Below are 13540 nucleotides of genomic sequence, written 5' to 3'. Positions count from 1 at the left end.
TCCCGGCTTACCGTGCGGTAGTCGGGCCGGTACCGGGCTGTGGCGCGGGCGGGGGAGCTGGTGCCGGGAAGGGCCCGCTCGGGTAGAGGGCGGTGGCTTCCATCATGTAGTTGGCCCACTGCGGGCCGGCGATCATGTAGCCGTCCAAGGACTTGTAGAACTTTCCGTTGATGGTGACGTTCTGACCCGCCCGCTGTTGTCCCGCCGTCGTGTCTCCAAAGAACGACGCCGTGGCGAGCGTCGTGGTGTAACCGGCCACCCACGTGGCCCCATTGTTGTTGGACGTCCCAGTCTTGGCCGCTACCGGAACCCTGCTTTGGACCTTCGGTTCGATATAGACGCCGGAACCAAGCTTGAGCACATCCTGCAGGACGGCGTTGACGCCCCGCGCTACGGCGGGTTTGACGGCGTCGCGGCAGTCGGGCGTTTGGGCTTCATATTCCCTGCCCTGGGCGTCGCTGATTTCCGTGATGGCGATGGGCTTGCAGTAGGTGCCGTCGTTGGCGAAGGTCGCGTAGGCGCTCGCCAGGACGACAGGCGCGACGCCGATGGAACCCAGGAGGTTGCCGATCTGGTGCATGTTGATCGGTGCGTTATCCAATCCGCTGTGGAGGCCAACAGTGTCCACCATGCGCTGGATTCCGCAGAAGTCCAGCTGCGCTGCCGTCGCGAAGGTTGCTGTGTTTATGGAGTTGTAAAGGCCGTAGTTGATGGGCATGGGGCGGTAGTATCCGGGGTCGTTGTTCTGGAGATCGTCATCGGCGCCGAGGTTCTGCGCCTTTTGGGCTGTGCTGTAGCCTCCCAGGACCTTGCCACAGCTGGAACGCCAGGGGAAGCCGACGGGGTAGACCCTCCGGGAGGCATCCACCACAGCAGTGGGGTTCTTGCCTTCGTTGAGCCACTCCGCATAAATGAACGGCTTCATGGTGGATCCGGGCTGGAAACCGCCGGCGCCGTTGAGGTCGTAGCCGTTCTCATCCTTGGCGTCGACGTTGAAGTTCAGCTGGGTATCGAACTTTCCGTCCTGGGGAACGAAGACGGTGTTTTGTGCCATTGCCAGGATCTTGCCCGTGCCGGGCTGCACCGTGGTCATGGCAGCGCCCCACTTGTCCGGATTATCACCGGCGGAGGCGTCCACCTGTTGCTGTGCGACTGCCTGCAGCCTGCTGTCCAAGGTGGTGGTGATGGTGAGTCCGCCTCGGTACAGCAGCCGCTCACGGTCCTGGACCGTATCACCGTAGGCCTCGTCGTTGAGGATGAGGTGCGATACGTAATCACAGAAATAGGTGGCGATCGCGGCTCCGGCGCAGCCTTGCAAGGAGGGCGTAATGTTCAACACCACGGGAGTGGCCACCGCCACGCCATGGTCAACCGCTGTGATCTTTCCCTGTTCCAGCATGCGGTCGAGCACCAGGTTCCGGCGGGCCAACGCCGCGGCGGGGTCGACGGTGGGGTCGTAGATGCTGGGTCCGTTGACCAGTCCGGCCAGCAATGCCGCCTGGGGCAGCGTCAGGTCCGCGGCGGAGGTGCTGAAGAAGTACCGTGACGCCGCTTCGATGCCATAGGCATTCCGGTTGAAGAACACGATGTTCAGGTAACCCTCGAGGATCTGGTCCTTGGTGAAGCGCTTCTCCAGCTCCAAGGCAAGCTTGATCTCGCGCAGCTTGTCACCCACCGTTTTCTCGCCGCTGAGTACTACGTCCTCGGGGCGCCCTTGCGACAACCGTGATTCGTTCAGCACATTGGTCACGTACTGCTGCGTCAGCGTGGATGCACCTTGTTTGGTTCCCTTGGTGAGGTTTGAGGTCAGGGCCCGCATGATGCCGTGCGCATCAACACCAGCGTGCTCGTAGAAGCGGCTGTCTTCGACGGCCACAATCGCTTCGCGGATGAAGGGTGACATGTCCTCGAGCGGGACCTTGACCCGGTTCTCCGCGTAGAACGTGGCGATGAGTTGGCCGTCTGCGGTGACCACCTTGCTGGAAAGGGAGGGCGATTCCACATCCAGTTCGCTGGGCAGGCTTTCGTAGAAGCCAATGGATCCACCCACAGTGGTACTGGTGAAGGCGACCACGGGGACCACGAAGCCGGAGATCAACACCCCGCAGAGCAGGCTCACGACGAAAAACGCCAGGACTCTGAACAGGACCTTGCCCAGACCCAGTGGTCCTTTGTTGTTCCGCGCCATTTTCGTGCCAATCCGTAGGGATGCCAGGCTGAAAAGTAGCTACAGAATACGTCCGGATCGTTAGTTGTTCCATGGGGCAGGTACCCGTTAAAGGTCCCAAATCGGACTCAATCCAGCGGCAGCGTCACCCGCACGCTGGTGCCCCGCCCAACGCTGGAGTCGATGTCGACTGTCCCGCCGGCGTCGTGAACTGCGATGGACATCAGCAGCAGCCCGAAACCGTGCCGGCGACCACTCGGTGCCGCGTGGATCTCGAAGCCGTCGCCATCGTCAGTGATGGTGAGTTGGATCCCGTGGTAGACGGCGTTGAGGCGGACGGTCAGCTCGGTGGCGTTGGCATAGTTCAACGTGTTGCTGAAGGCTTCCTGCGCCACGTGGTAGAGCAGGGCCGCAGCGGAGGACGAGATCTCGATGCCGTGGTGGGGAGTCTGCCAGTGGACGGTGACCCCGGCGCGGCGGAGCGGTGCGGCGAGCCGGTCGATGCATCCCGCAACCCCCAAAGCGTAGAAGTCCACGGGGTTCTGGTCCTGGATGATGCCCTTCACGGCTACTACGTCGTCCAAGGCTGCTGACTGTTCCATTGGGTCCCCCACATCGTTGTGTTCCATACCGGAAATTCGTTGTCGGAGGGCCTCTGGTTTGGTCTTCCGTTTGATTCCAGCGTGGCGCCGCTACATCAAGGAACCTTTTCGATTCGCTCAATTTCGCATCAAGTTTGCGTGGCGGCGGGCAGGGGAGTTTGAGGGTTCGCTAAGGCCGTCCGTCTGCTTCCAGGGCAGCTTCTTCAATGCGCTGACGGTGGGCGGCCAGTTCGTTTGCCGTTCGTTCAGGGATGTTGGGGTCATTTGGCCTTTGCCCGGCCTGGCCGTCAATGAGTTCGCGGATGATGTCTGCGTGGCCTGCATGGCGGGCCGTCTCAACGCACATGTGGACCAGGATCTGGTGCAGGGTGACATTCTTCTTTTCCTCGGACCACCACGGGACCACGCCCGGGGCGTCCAGGGGGAGTGCCTCGATGGTTTCGTCGCTGCGTTTGGCGGAGAAGTGGTGGAGGTCGATGATGTCCTGCATGCTCTCGTCTGCCGGGACCCACATGTCGGCGTCCGGCTCGGCGTTGTCGTCGTACCAGGGGAGATCGCGTCCGTTGGGGCGTCCGAACGTCTCCCCAAAGTAGCCGAGCTCCACGCTGGCCACATGTTTCACCAAGCCCAGCAGATTGGTTCCCGTGGGCGTCATGGGCCGACGGGCATCGTATTCGCTGAGGCCCTCGACTTTGCCGAGAAGGTCCTGGCGGCGGGTTCGGAGATAGTTGAGCAACGTTGCTTTGTCATCCATGCGTGCACTCTACCGAATTGTCTTGCCCGCGGTTCTCGCAGTGTTCCCGCGAACTCGGCCATGCTGCCCGCGAATTCGCTGGAAAGCCACGAAATCGCTGGAACCTTCCCTGCGAAGTCGCAGCGTTCCCGCGATCGCGGCGCGGCGCGCCGGGTTAGGCTTGCACGCATGGGGGACAACAACACACTTGGGGAACACAACTCACCGCAGCCTGCCAGCAAAGCGACCGCCGTCGTCGTGCCTTTGTTGGCGCTGATCGCGGTGATTGTCGGGCTGATCGTGGCGTGGAACAACCAGACTACGGACTTTGGATTCGTTGCCTATGCGCCGTTGAGCGACGTGCTCTTCCTGGGTAACGGGGTAACCATGGTCAGCCAGGGGACGCAGATCGGCCTCACCGTGACCGTGCTGGGCCTGTTGGTCCTCGCCTTCCGGGCCGGGCTCGCCGTTGGTCGTCGCCGGAGCTGACAACCGCCGCTGCCGAAATCGCCGGAAAACGACGAAATCGCCGGAAAACTCCAGACGAACTGGCAGCGTTCCGGCGATTTCGGCGTCAGACCAAAGGTTAGGTGAGCTTCACCTGGCGGTTCATGTCCTTGTACAGCAGGTACCGGAACTCGCCCGGGCCGCCCGCATAGCAAGCCTGCGGGCAGAACGCGCGCAGCCACATGAAGTCGCCGGCCTCCACCTCGACCCAGTCGTTGTTGAGCAAGTACATGGCCTTGCCCTCCAGGACGTACAGGCCGTGTTCCATGACGTGGGTCTCCGGGAAGGGGATCACGCCGCCGGGCTGGAAGGTGACGATGTTGACCTGCATGTCGTGCGCGAGGTCGCTGGAATCCGTGAAGCGAGTGGTCTTCCAAACGTCGTTGGTGTCCGGCATGGACGTGGGCTCGATGTCCTTCTCGTTGGTGACGAAGGACTTGGCTTCGTAGCCCTCGAGCCGCTCGTAGGCCTTGCGGATCCAGTGGTAGGAGACGATGTCGTCGGAGACGTTCTCCACGCCCCACTCCGCACCTGCCGCAAGGTAGGCGTAGCCGCCTTCTTCGAGGTGGTGCAGTTCGCCGTCGAGGGTCAGGTTGAGCTGGCCCTTGGTGACGAAAACAACGCCTTCGACGCCGGGCTCAAACTCAGCCTTGGGAGCGCCGCCGCCCGGAGCGATCTCCACGATCAGCTGCGAGAACGTGGTGGCGAAGCCGGAGATCGGCCGTGCGATGATCCAGGACCGCGTGTTGGTGAAGCCCGGAAGGTTGCTGGTCACGATGTCCGTGAGCACGCCCTTGGGGATCACGGTGTAGGCCTCGGTGACGATGGCCCGCTCGGTCGTGAGGTGGGTCTGCGGCGGCAAGCCACCGGTCGGGTAGTAATAGTTGCCCATCAAGGTGCTCCTAATCAGTGGGAAGTCGGTTGTGCCAGCCGCGGGTGCGCCAGTGCGGTCAGCTGCGGAAGTTCGACGCCGGCAAGCGCCTTTACCTCGTCGGTCCCCACTGCGCCGCACTGGACGCCGCGGAGGACGAAGCCGGCCAGGGCACGGGCGGTGGCGGGCTCGTCCATGACGCCGCCTTCGGTCCGCTCGACGTAGTTGCGCAGGCGCAGCGCCGCGGCCGGCAGGCCTTCACGGTAGAAAGCGTACGACGCCGAGAAACGGCTGGGGAGCTGGGCGGCGTGGAGATCCCAACCCTGGTAGTAGCCGTTTTCCAGGGAGCGACGGACCAAACGGCCGTGCAGCTTCCAGGCGTCTTCCACTGCGTCACCCACGGGGATGATGTTGGTGGATCCGTCGGAGAGTCGGATGCCTGTGCCGGCTACGGCGAGCTGCATGACTTCCTTGGCGAAGTCGGCCACGGGATGTTCCATGGACTGGTATTCCGCGGAGATGCCCAGTGAGGCGCTGTAGTCGTAGGTTCCGTAGTGCAGGGCGCTGATGCGGCCGGGGACCACGTGCGGGAGCTGTGCCACGGGGGAGGTTCCGTCGGCGCCGAGGATGAGCTGCGGGGTTTCCACCTGCACCTCGAAGCGGAGCCGTCCGGCGGGGAGCCCGAGGACTTCCTCGAGGCGGGAGACCGCGTAGTCCATGGCCTGGACCTGGGCCACCGTGGTGACCTTGGGCAGGGTGAGGATCAGCCCTTCGGGGAGCTCTCCGGCCTCAGCCAGAGTGGTAACGAACAAGTCCAGCGTGCGCAGGCCACGTGCCCGGGTGGGTGCCTCGAAGCACTTGAAGCGGATGCCGATGAAGGGCGGAGCCGTTCCGGCCGCAACCGCAGCAGCAACGGCCTTGGCGGCAGCAACGACGTCGGCGTCTTCTGCCTCATCGCCACGGTCGCCGTAACCGTCCTCGAAGTCCAAACGCAGGTCCTCGATGGGCTCGGAAGCGAGCTTGGAAGCAACCCGGGCCGCGACAGCGGCAGCCAGGTCGGGCTCCTGGCCCAGCAGCTGTCCCAGCTTTTCGAGGCCGCCGTGTGCCTCCGCCGTCGCCAGTGCCTGGGCGCCCCAATCAGCCACAAAGGTGGGTGTAAAGCGGTCGGCCGGCACGTAGACGGTGTGGATGGGCTGGCGGGAACCGTCGTCGCCGGGGTAGTTGCGGTCGAGCAACTGGTCCGTGGCGGCGAGCTGGTCCTCGATGTGGGCCAGATCGGAAGAGGAAAGTGAACTCATCAGCCCACCAGCTCATACGCGGGCGTGGTCAGGAAGTCCGTGTACTCGTCGGAGAGGCAGATATCCTCGATCAGCTTGGACGCGGGCTCGTAGTACTTGGTGAAGTTCTCGTCGCCGAATTCGATGCGCAGGCGCTCGGTCTCTTCGCCGAGGATCCTGGTCACCAGTTCGCGCGTGACCGTGTTGCCCGTGTCCGCGAGGATGGACTTGTTGCGCAGCTGCTGCCACACCTGGGAGCGGGAGATTTCCGCCGTCGCGGCGTCTTCCATCAGGTTGTGGATGGCCACCGCACCGCTGCCGGAGATCCATACGCCGGTATAGGCGACGGCGACATAGAGGTTCAGGCGCAGGCCGGCTTCGGTGACGGTACCGCCGGCGGAGGCGACGTCGATCAGCTGCTCGGCAGTGACGTTCACCTCGGGGCGCTGCTTGTCGAGCTGGTTCGGGCGGTCGCCAAGGACGGAGTCGAACACCTCGCGACAGGTGGAGACCAGGTCCGGGTGCGCAACCCACGAGCCGTCGAAGCCATCGTTTGCTTCCCGGGTCTTGTCTGCGCGGACCTTCTCGAAGGCCGCGGCGGTGACGTCAGGCTGCTTGCGGTTGGGGATGACGGCGGCCATGCCACCCATGGCGAAGGCTCCGCGCTTGTGGCAGGTCTTGACCAGGAGCTCGGTGTAGGCGCGCATGAACGGGGCTGTCATGGCGACGGTGGCGCGGTCCGGGAGGACGAATTCTTCGCCGGCATCGCGGAAGTACTTGATGATGCTGAAGAGGTAGTCCCAGCGGCCGGCGTTCAGGCCCGAGGCGTGGTCGCGAAGTTCGTAGAGGATCTCGTCCATCTCGAAGGCGGCAGGAATGGTCTCGATGAGGACCGTGGCGCGGATGCTGCCCTGGGGGATGCCGAGGAAGTCCTGGGCGAAAACGAAGACGTCGTTCCACAGGCGTGCTTCGAGGTGGCTCTCCATCTTGGGCAGGTAGTAGTACGGGCCGTGGCCGTTCAGGAGCAGCTGCTTGGCGATGTGGAAGAAGTGCAAACCGAAGTCCACCAGCGCGCCGACAGCCGGTTCGCCGTCGATCAGCAAGTGGCTCTCCTCCATGTGCCAGCCACGCGGGCGGGCCACAACAACGGCCAGGGGAGCGTCCGTGCGGAGGCGGTATTCCTTGCCTTCGGGGGAGGTGTAGCTCAGGGTTCCCTGGGCGGCGTCACGCAGGTTGAGGATCGCGTCGATGACGTTGGGCCACGTGGGGGTGGACGCGTCTTCGAGGTCGGCGAGCCACACCTTGGCACCGGAGTTGAGGGCGTTGATGGCCATCTTGGCGGGGGTCGCCGGGCCGGTCATCTCAACGCGGCGATCCTGCAAAGCTGCCGGTGCCTCGGCAACCTTCCAGTCGCCGTCGCGGATTTCCCGGGTCTCCGGGAGGAAGTCCAAGCGGCTGGTCTCGGCAACCTGCTGACGCTTCGCCTTACGGGCCTGGAGCAGTTCGTTGCGGGTCCCTGCGAAGTTCTTGTGGAGTTCCTCGATAAAGGCCAGGGCCTTGGGGGTGAGGATTTCCTCGGCGCGATCGATCGGCCGGGGATCGGTGACTGTGATAGCCATGTGAGCGGATTCCTTTTTCTTGTATGCGCCGGTACTAGAGAGCGCTGGCGGCGTTGGCGTGCGCAGCGTTGGCTACGGCGGTCGCTACATCGGCGGCAACATGCGGATCGAAGACGCTGGGGATAATGTAACTCGCGTTCAGCTCCTCGTCAGCTACCCGGTTGGCGATGGCTTCTGCGGCTGCGACCAGCATGTCCGGCGTGATGTCCGAAGCCCCGGCGTCCAGCAGGCCACGGAAGAACCCGGGGAATGCCAGCACGTTGTTGATCTGGTTCGGGAAGTCGCTGCGACCCGTGGCAACCACGGCAGCGTGCTTGGAAGCGATCACGGGGTCGATTTCCGGCGTCGGGTTGGCCATGGCGAACACGATCGCGTCCTCGGCCATGGATGCGACCTGCTCTTCGCCGATCACGTGCGGCGCGCTGACGCCGATGAACACGTCCGCACCCTTGAGGGCGTCGTGGAGGGTTCCTGAGAAGCCCTCTTCGTTGGTGTTCGCGGCGATCCAGCTGCGGTGTTCGTCGTCGTACTTTTCGCCCGAGTGGATGGCGCCCGAGCGGCCGGCGGCGATGATGTGCTGCGCGCCCTGGGCCTTGAGGAGCTGGATGATGGCCGAGCCGGCAGCGCCGACGCCCGAAACCACGATCTTGACCTCGGACAGCTTCTTGTCCACGACGCGCAACGCGTTGACCAGGGCTGCGAGAGTGACGATTGCGGTGCCGTGCTGGTCGTCGTGGAAGACGGGGATGTCCAGTTCCTCGCGGAGGCGGTTCTCGATCTCGAAGCAGCGCGGCGCGGCGATGTCCTCGAGGTTGATGCCGCCGTAGACGGGGGCCATGGCCTTGGCGATCTTGATGATCTCTTCGGTGTCCTGCGTGTCCAGGCAGACGGGCCAGGCGTCGACGTTCGCGAACTGCTTGAACAGTGCGGCCTTGCCTTCCATGACCGGAAGCGCGGCGGCGGGGCCGATGTTGCCAAGGCCCAGCACGGCCGATCCGTCGGTGAGGACGGCGATGGTGTTGCGCTTGACCGTCAGGTTGCGGGCAGCGGCCGGGTCTTCAGCGATCGCCATGCAGACACGCGCGACGCCGGGGGTGTAGGCGCGCGAAAGATCGTCGCGGTTGCGCAGGGCTACTTTGGGGACGACCTCGAGCTTGCCGCCAAGGTGCATGAGGAAGGTGCGGTCCGAGACGTGCTGGACGGTGACGCCGTCGAGGGCGTTCAGGGCATCCTTGACGCGGGCTGCGTGGTCGTCGTCGGTGGTGTTGCAGGTGACATCAACAACGATCGTCTCGTGGTGGGATTCCGTGACGTCCAGCGCGGTGATTGCGGCACCGGCTGCGCCGACGGCTGCTGCCAGTTCGCTGGTAGCGGTGAAGCTCGACGGTGCGGCGACGCGCAGGGTGATCGAGTTTCCGGGGCTCGGATTCGCCATTGAAATTCCTCCTGTAAGGCCCGTTCCCGGGCCGCCGTTCCAAACTGAATGTTTTCGTATTATGGATATTATTATCTACAAAGTGGAAACACAACCCCTTGCTTGGTCATGTTCGGTGTCATCGCGGAGGTGCGCCCCGTGCTGTATCTTGGGTGTTCTAAGCAATTCTTTTCACGATGCGGATAAGAGTTGTCGGAATCTGAGTCATTGGAGACAAGGGAATGGCTGAAAAGGCCTCCGGAGGCGTGCAGTCCGTTGAGCGCGTCTTTGAACTGTTGGAACTGATCACGGACGCGGGCGGCGATGTCACCCTGAGCGAACTTTCGTCGTCCACTGACCTGCCCCTGCCCACCATCCACCGGTTGCTGCGCACGCTGGTGTCGCTGGGCTACATCCGGCAGCTGCCCAACCGCCGCTACGCCCTGGGCCCGAGGCTCATCCGCCTGGGCGAAGGTGCCAGCAAGCAGCTCGGCGCCGTGGCCCGTCCGCAGCTGAAGACCCTCGTGGAGCGGCTCGGCGAAACCTCCAACATGGCCGTCCTTGATTCCGACATGGTCATCTACGTGGCCCAGGTTCCTTCCATGCACTCCATGCGCATGTTCACCGAGGTCGGCCGCCGCGCCCACACGCATGACACCGGCGTGGGCAAAGCCATCCTGGCCCAGCTGGACGACGACCAGGTCCGCGGCATCGTTGCCCGCACCGGCATGCCCACCCCCACGGCGAAGAGCATCGGGGACATTGACTCCCTGCTGGCTGACCTGAAACTCATCCGCGAACGTGGCTACTCCATTGACGAGGAAGAGCAGGAACTCGGCGTGCGATGCTTCGCCATGGCCGTGCCGAATGCTCCGACTCCTACGGCCATCTCCGTTTCCGGCCCGATCACCCGTGTGGACCAGAGCTTCGCCGACCGGGCCGTGCCCATGCTGCGCGAGGCTGCCAAGGCGATCTCCGCGGAGCTCAACCAAAACTAACGTTCCCCTCCCGGCCCTGCGCCGGGTTGGCAAAAGATGGCAATGTTTCCCTGAAACATTGCCATCTTTTGTCATTTCGGCGGTTTCCTTGGGCTTGTGTGCCGCTTCAGCATCGAGTTCACGACCATCGGATGCAGCGGACGTACGACGCCAAAGTACAGCCTTCCCTGCCACCCTTTGAGTTCGACGGCGGTAGTCACCCTGATGATCCGGCTCACCGAATCCACACCCACCCCAACGGCGAAGTCCAGGTGCTTGTCCTGAAAGTAGATCAGCGCCTCGTCGCCTTGCTGGTCGGTCACTGCGAAGGTGTTCCCTGGTGCCCGGGGAACACCGATCAGCGGCACCAGGACCTGCCGAAGCATCAGCGCCGCGGCAACCCACCTGGGCATGGATCCGAGGGAGAACAGCCGGTTCGCCCAGAGCGTTGGATCCGTGTCCGAACCTTCGGGAAGCGTGGCCAGGCAAACGTCGGCGAAATCCGGCTTCGGGATTTCGCGAAGGGCAAGTGAGCGGAAGCAGGGTAGCTCGGTCATGGGCCGAGCCTAACCGCAGTGGGCCCCGGTGGCGCGCGCCGCCGTCGTGCGTTTTACGCATGCTTCTTAAGCCGGCGAAAGGCGGCAGTGTCCCCCAAGGAAACACTGCCGCCTTGCTTGTTCGCCCGCGAGCTAGTGCTCGGACGCCGAGGTGCTCTTGAGCGGGACTTCATTTCCGTCCGCGTCAATCAGCTTGCCGTTTTCGAAGCGGTCGCCGTGCTCAAGGCACTTGATGTCCTCGGGCGTGACCACCCGCTCCGTGCCCGCAACGAACACCGACTGGTTGTCCGAGTTGCCGGCCTTGAAGTGGTTGAACAGGATGTTCAGGATGATCGCCATGACTGCTGCCGAGCTGATGCCGGAGTGGAAGATCGTGGAGAACCAGGACGGGAACTGGTCGTAGAACTTCGGGGCGGCGATCGGGATCATGCCGAAGCCGATCGAGGCAGCCACGATGATCAGGTTCATGTTGTTCTTGTATTCGACCTTGGCGAGGGTGCGGATACCGCTGGCGGCAACCGTACCGAAGAGTACGACGCCGGCACCGCCCAGGACGGGCGTCGGAACCGCTGCGACAACCCGGCCAAGAATCGGCAGGAGGCCCAGGACAACCAGGATCAGGCCGCCGGCGCTGACAACGAAGCGGCTCTTGATGCCCGTGATGGCCACGAGGCCCAAGTTCTGGGCGAAGGCGCTCTGGGTGAAGGAGTTGAACAGCGGGGAGATGGCGCTGGAGAGCATGTCTGCGCGGAGACCGTCGCCGATGCGGCGGGAGTCCACCTTGGTGTCAACGATTTCGCCGACTGCGATGATGTCCGCGGAGGTTTCCGTCAGGGTCACCAGGATGACGATCAGCATGGAGATGATCGCAGCGATCTCAAAGGTCGGGGCGCCGAAAGCGAAGGGGGTCGGGAAAGCGACGATGTCGCCCTGGCCAACCTTGGAGAAATCTGCCATGCCGGCGATCAACGCGATGATGGTGCCGATGATCATGGCCAGCAGGATCGAGAGCCTGGAGATGGCGGCGTTGCCCACCTTGCTCAGGAGAAGAACCACGCCCATGGTGGCTGCTGCGAGTCCGATGTTGGCAATGCTGCCGTAGTTGTCAGCCTTGGCGTTGCCGCCCATGGCCCAGTTGGCGGCGACCGGCATCAGTGTCAGGCCGATGGTGGTGATCACCGTGCCGGTAACCACCGGCGGGAAGAACTTGATGATCTTGGAGAACAGGGGAGTGATGGCCAGGCCGATCAGTGATGCCACGATCACCGAACCGAACACCGCCTGGATCCCGCCGCCGCCCTGGACGATCGCCACCATGGTGGAAACGCCGGCGAAGGAAACGCCCTGGACCAGCGGGAGCTGCGAGCCGAACCACGGGATGCCTACCGTCTGGAGGATGGTGGCCAAGCCGCCGACAAACAAGCAGGCAGCGATCAGGAGGCCGATATCCTGCGAGGACATGCCGGCGGCTGCACCGATGATCAGCGGCGGGGCGATGATTCCGCCGTACATGGTCAGCACGTGCTGGAAACCGTAGGCGAAGGTGCTTCCGATGGAGAGGCGCTTGTCCTCGGGCCGCTGTGGCTCGTTGGACGAGGTGGTATTCGCGGGGCGGGACTTCTTCTTGATGTTCATGGCAGACTTTCTGGGTTCATGGCAGACGTCTTCGTCTGGCTAACTGTGTCTGGCTAACAAAATCTTTGGTTGTGGGGTTTTTGAGGTCGGGTTTTTGTACAGGTAATGCCTCTAAAAGGGGCGCTTAAGGGCATTACCTGTACAGAAACTCCGAAGGGTGGTGCGGTTTAGCAGAAGCCGGCGATGCCGCTCCAGGCAACGGGTGCAGCCTCGATGTTTTCGCGCTGGACGGTTGCTTCGATGAGGCCGTACGGGCGGTCCGCGGCGAAGAAGACCTCGTTGGGGTTGTCCAGGCCGAACGGGCTCAGGTCAACCAGGAAGTGGTGCTTGTTGGGCATGGAGAACTTGATCTCGGCAACCTCGCTGTGTGCTTCCAGGACCTTCTTGCCCATGTCGAACAGCGTCTGCTGCAGGGCGTGGGAGTAGTTCTCGGTGAAGCCTTCGAGCAGGAGCGCCTTGATGTCGTCGTAGCTCTTGTTGAAGTCAGTGCTTGAGACGTCCAGGTTGGTGTTGTAGCGCCAGCGGGCGGATACGTCGGTGGCCAGGATGCGGTCCGTGGTCTCCGGCAGGGTGGTGTACTTGTCGCGCGGGTAGCCGACAAAGCCGGACTGCGTGGTCTTGAGGACGGTCAGGTCCTTGAGGCCGGAAATTACGTGGGTGGTTGCGCCATCACGGACGACGACGGCGGTACGCACCTCTTGTCCGTTGCGGACGAAGCTGTGGTCGTGACCCTCGCCGTGGGCCTGGATGCGGTCCCATGCGTAGGATTCGGCTTCCCAGCGGCCGCCGGTGACCCAGTCGAAGCCGCCGGTGAAGTGGTCTGCGAGGCGCAAGAGGAAGGACTCGGGGGAGCCGATGCCTTCACGGGCGAACGCGTAGACGGTGTTCTTCTGCGTGTCGGTGGCAACGACGTGGCTGTTGTCGCCCTCAAGGTGTGCGGCCTGGAAATCGCCGCGCAGCTGCGAGGTGACGTTCAGGTCTTCGATGTGGTGGCGATCTGTATCCCGAGTGACCTTGACGACGCGGACTTCTGCCTTGCCGTACTGGTTTTCGCCGAGGACGATGTTGTTGCTCATGGTCATATCCCAACTTCTGTGAGGTGGAACCCAGGTTCCATCAATGAAATTAAGCGCGTGTTTCCACTGCGTTTCTGGTGGCGCCGACCCAACAAAAAAGAGCCG

General features: G+C 63.2%; 12 protein-coding genes. 2 read left to right on the top strand and 10 right to left on the bottom strand.

Annotated features, from left to right (window positions below):
* Nucleotides 1-7 precede the first annotated feature (7 nt).
* The 3 genes from N5P29_RS17425 to N5P29_RS17415 all read right to left on the bottom strand — a co-directional run bounded on the left by N5P29_RS17425 (nt 8) and on the right by N5P29_RS17415 (nt 3523).
* A complete protein-coding gene (locus N5P29_RS17425; RefSeq protein ID WP_262276058.1) occupies nt 8-2188 on the bottom strand; it encodes a transglycosylase domain-containing protein in 2181 nt (726 codons plus the stop codon).
* Between the two features lie 107 nt (nt 2189-2295).
* The gene (locus N5P29_RS17420; protein WP_262276057.1) at nt 2296-2769 is read right to left on the bottom strand and encodes a sensor histidine kinase; all 474 of its coding nucleotides are present in this window, start codon (nt 2767-2769) and stop codon (nt 2296-2298) included.
* A 169-nt stretch (nt 2770-2938) separates the two neighbouring features.
* The gene (locus N5P29_RS17415) at nt 2939-3523 is read right to left on the bottom strand and encodes a DinB family protein (RefSeq protein ID WP_262276056.1); all 585 of its coding nucleotides are present in this window, start codon (nt 3521-3523) and stop codon (nt 2939-2941) included.
* A gap of 168 nt (nt 3524-3691) precedes the next feature.
* On the opposite strand from N5P29_RS17415, the gene N5P29_RS17410 reads away from it, so the two are divergent.
* Nucleotides 3692-3991 carry a hypothetical protein gene (locus N5P29_RS17410; protein WP_262276055.1) on the top strand — a complete coding sequence of 100 codons (300 nt, stop codon included), beginning with the start codon at nt 3692-3694 and terminating at the stop codon, nt 3989-3991.
* Between the two features lie 97 nt (nt 3992-4088).
* On the opposite strand, the gene N5P29_RS17405 is transcribed toward N5P29_RS17410, so the two are convergent.
* From N5P29_RS17405 to N5P29_RS17390, 4 genes are read right to left on the bottom strand one after another with little or no spacing between them, the layout of a single operon-like run.
* Entirely contained in the window at nt 4089-4901 is an 813-nt protein-coding gene (locus N5P29_RS17405; RefSeq protein ID WP_144661365.1) for a bifunctional allantoicase/(S)-ureidoglycine aminohydrolase, read from the bottom strand.
* 14 nt (nt 4902-4915) lie between these two features.
* Nucleotides 4916-6178, bottom strand: coding sequence for a DUF6986 family protein (locus N5P29_RS17400; protein ID WP_262276054.1), 1263 nt, complete (start codon nt 6176-6178; stop codon nt 4916-4918).
* Nucleotides 6178-7776 carry a malate synthase A gene (aceB, locus tag N5P29_RS17395; RefSeq protein ID WP_262276053.1) on the bottom strand — a complete coding sequence of 533 codons (1599 nt, stop codon included), beginning with the start codon at nt 7774-7776 and terminating at the stop codon, nt 6178-6180. Before aceB ends, N5P29_RS17400 begins: the two co-directional genes overlap by 1 nt.
* A gap of 34 nt (nt 7777-7810) precedes the next feature.
* Nucleotides 7811-9211, bottom strand: coding sequence for an NAD-dependent malic enzyme (locus N5P29_RS17390; protein WP_262276052.1), 1401 nt, complete (start codon nt 9209-9211; stop codon nt 7811-7813).
* A 221-nt stretch (nt 9212-9432) separates the two neighbouring features.
* On the opposite strand from N5P29_RS17390, the gene N5P29_RS17385 reads away from it, so the two are divergent.
* Complete coding sequence (locus N5P29_RS17385) at nt 9433-10188, top strand: IclR family transcriptional regulator (RefSeq protein ID WP_262276051.1); 756 nt, start codon at nt 9433-9435, stop codon at nt 10186-10188.
* A gap of 71 nt (nt 10189-10259) precedes the next feature.
* On the opposite strand, the gene N5P29_RS17380 is transcribed toward N5P29_RS17385, so the two are convergent.
* From N5P29_RS17380 to pucL, 3 genes are all read right to left on the bottom strand, one after another.
* Nucleotides 10260-10724 (bottom strand): DUF2867 domain-containing protein, encoded by a 465-nt coding sequence (locus tag N5P29_RS17380; RefSeq protein WP_262276050.1) that lies wholly within the window; start codon nt 10722-10724, stop codon nt 10260-10262.
* 132 nt (nt 10725-10856) lie between these two features.
* Nucleotides 10857-12359, bottom strand: a complete 1503-nt coding sequence (locus N5P29_RS17375; RefSeq protein ID WP_262276049.1) for a nucleobase:cation symporter-2 family protein — start codon at nt 12357-12359, stop codon at nt 10857-10859.
* 167 nt (nt 12360-12526) lie between these two features.
* Nucleotides 12527-13441: a factor-independent urate hydroxylase gene (pucL, locus tag N5P29_RS17370; RefSeq protein WP_262276048.1), complete on the bottom strand. Its 915-nt coding sequence runs from the start codon at nt 13439-13441 to the stop codon at nt 12527-12529.
* Between the last annotated feature and the right edge of the window lie 99 nt (nt 13442-13540).

Source organism: Paenarthrobacter sp. JL.01a, from assembly GCF_025452095.1.
Taxonomy (GTDB): domain Bacteria; phylum Actinomycetota; class Actinomycetes; order Actinomycetales; family Micrococcaceae; genus Arthrobacter.
The sequence above is the reverse complement of the archived record's forward strand: the minus strand, read 5'-3'. Positions and strand labels throughout refer to the sequence as shown.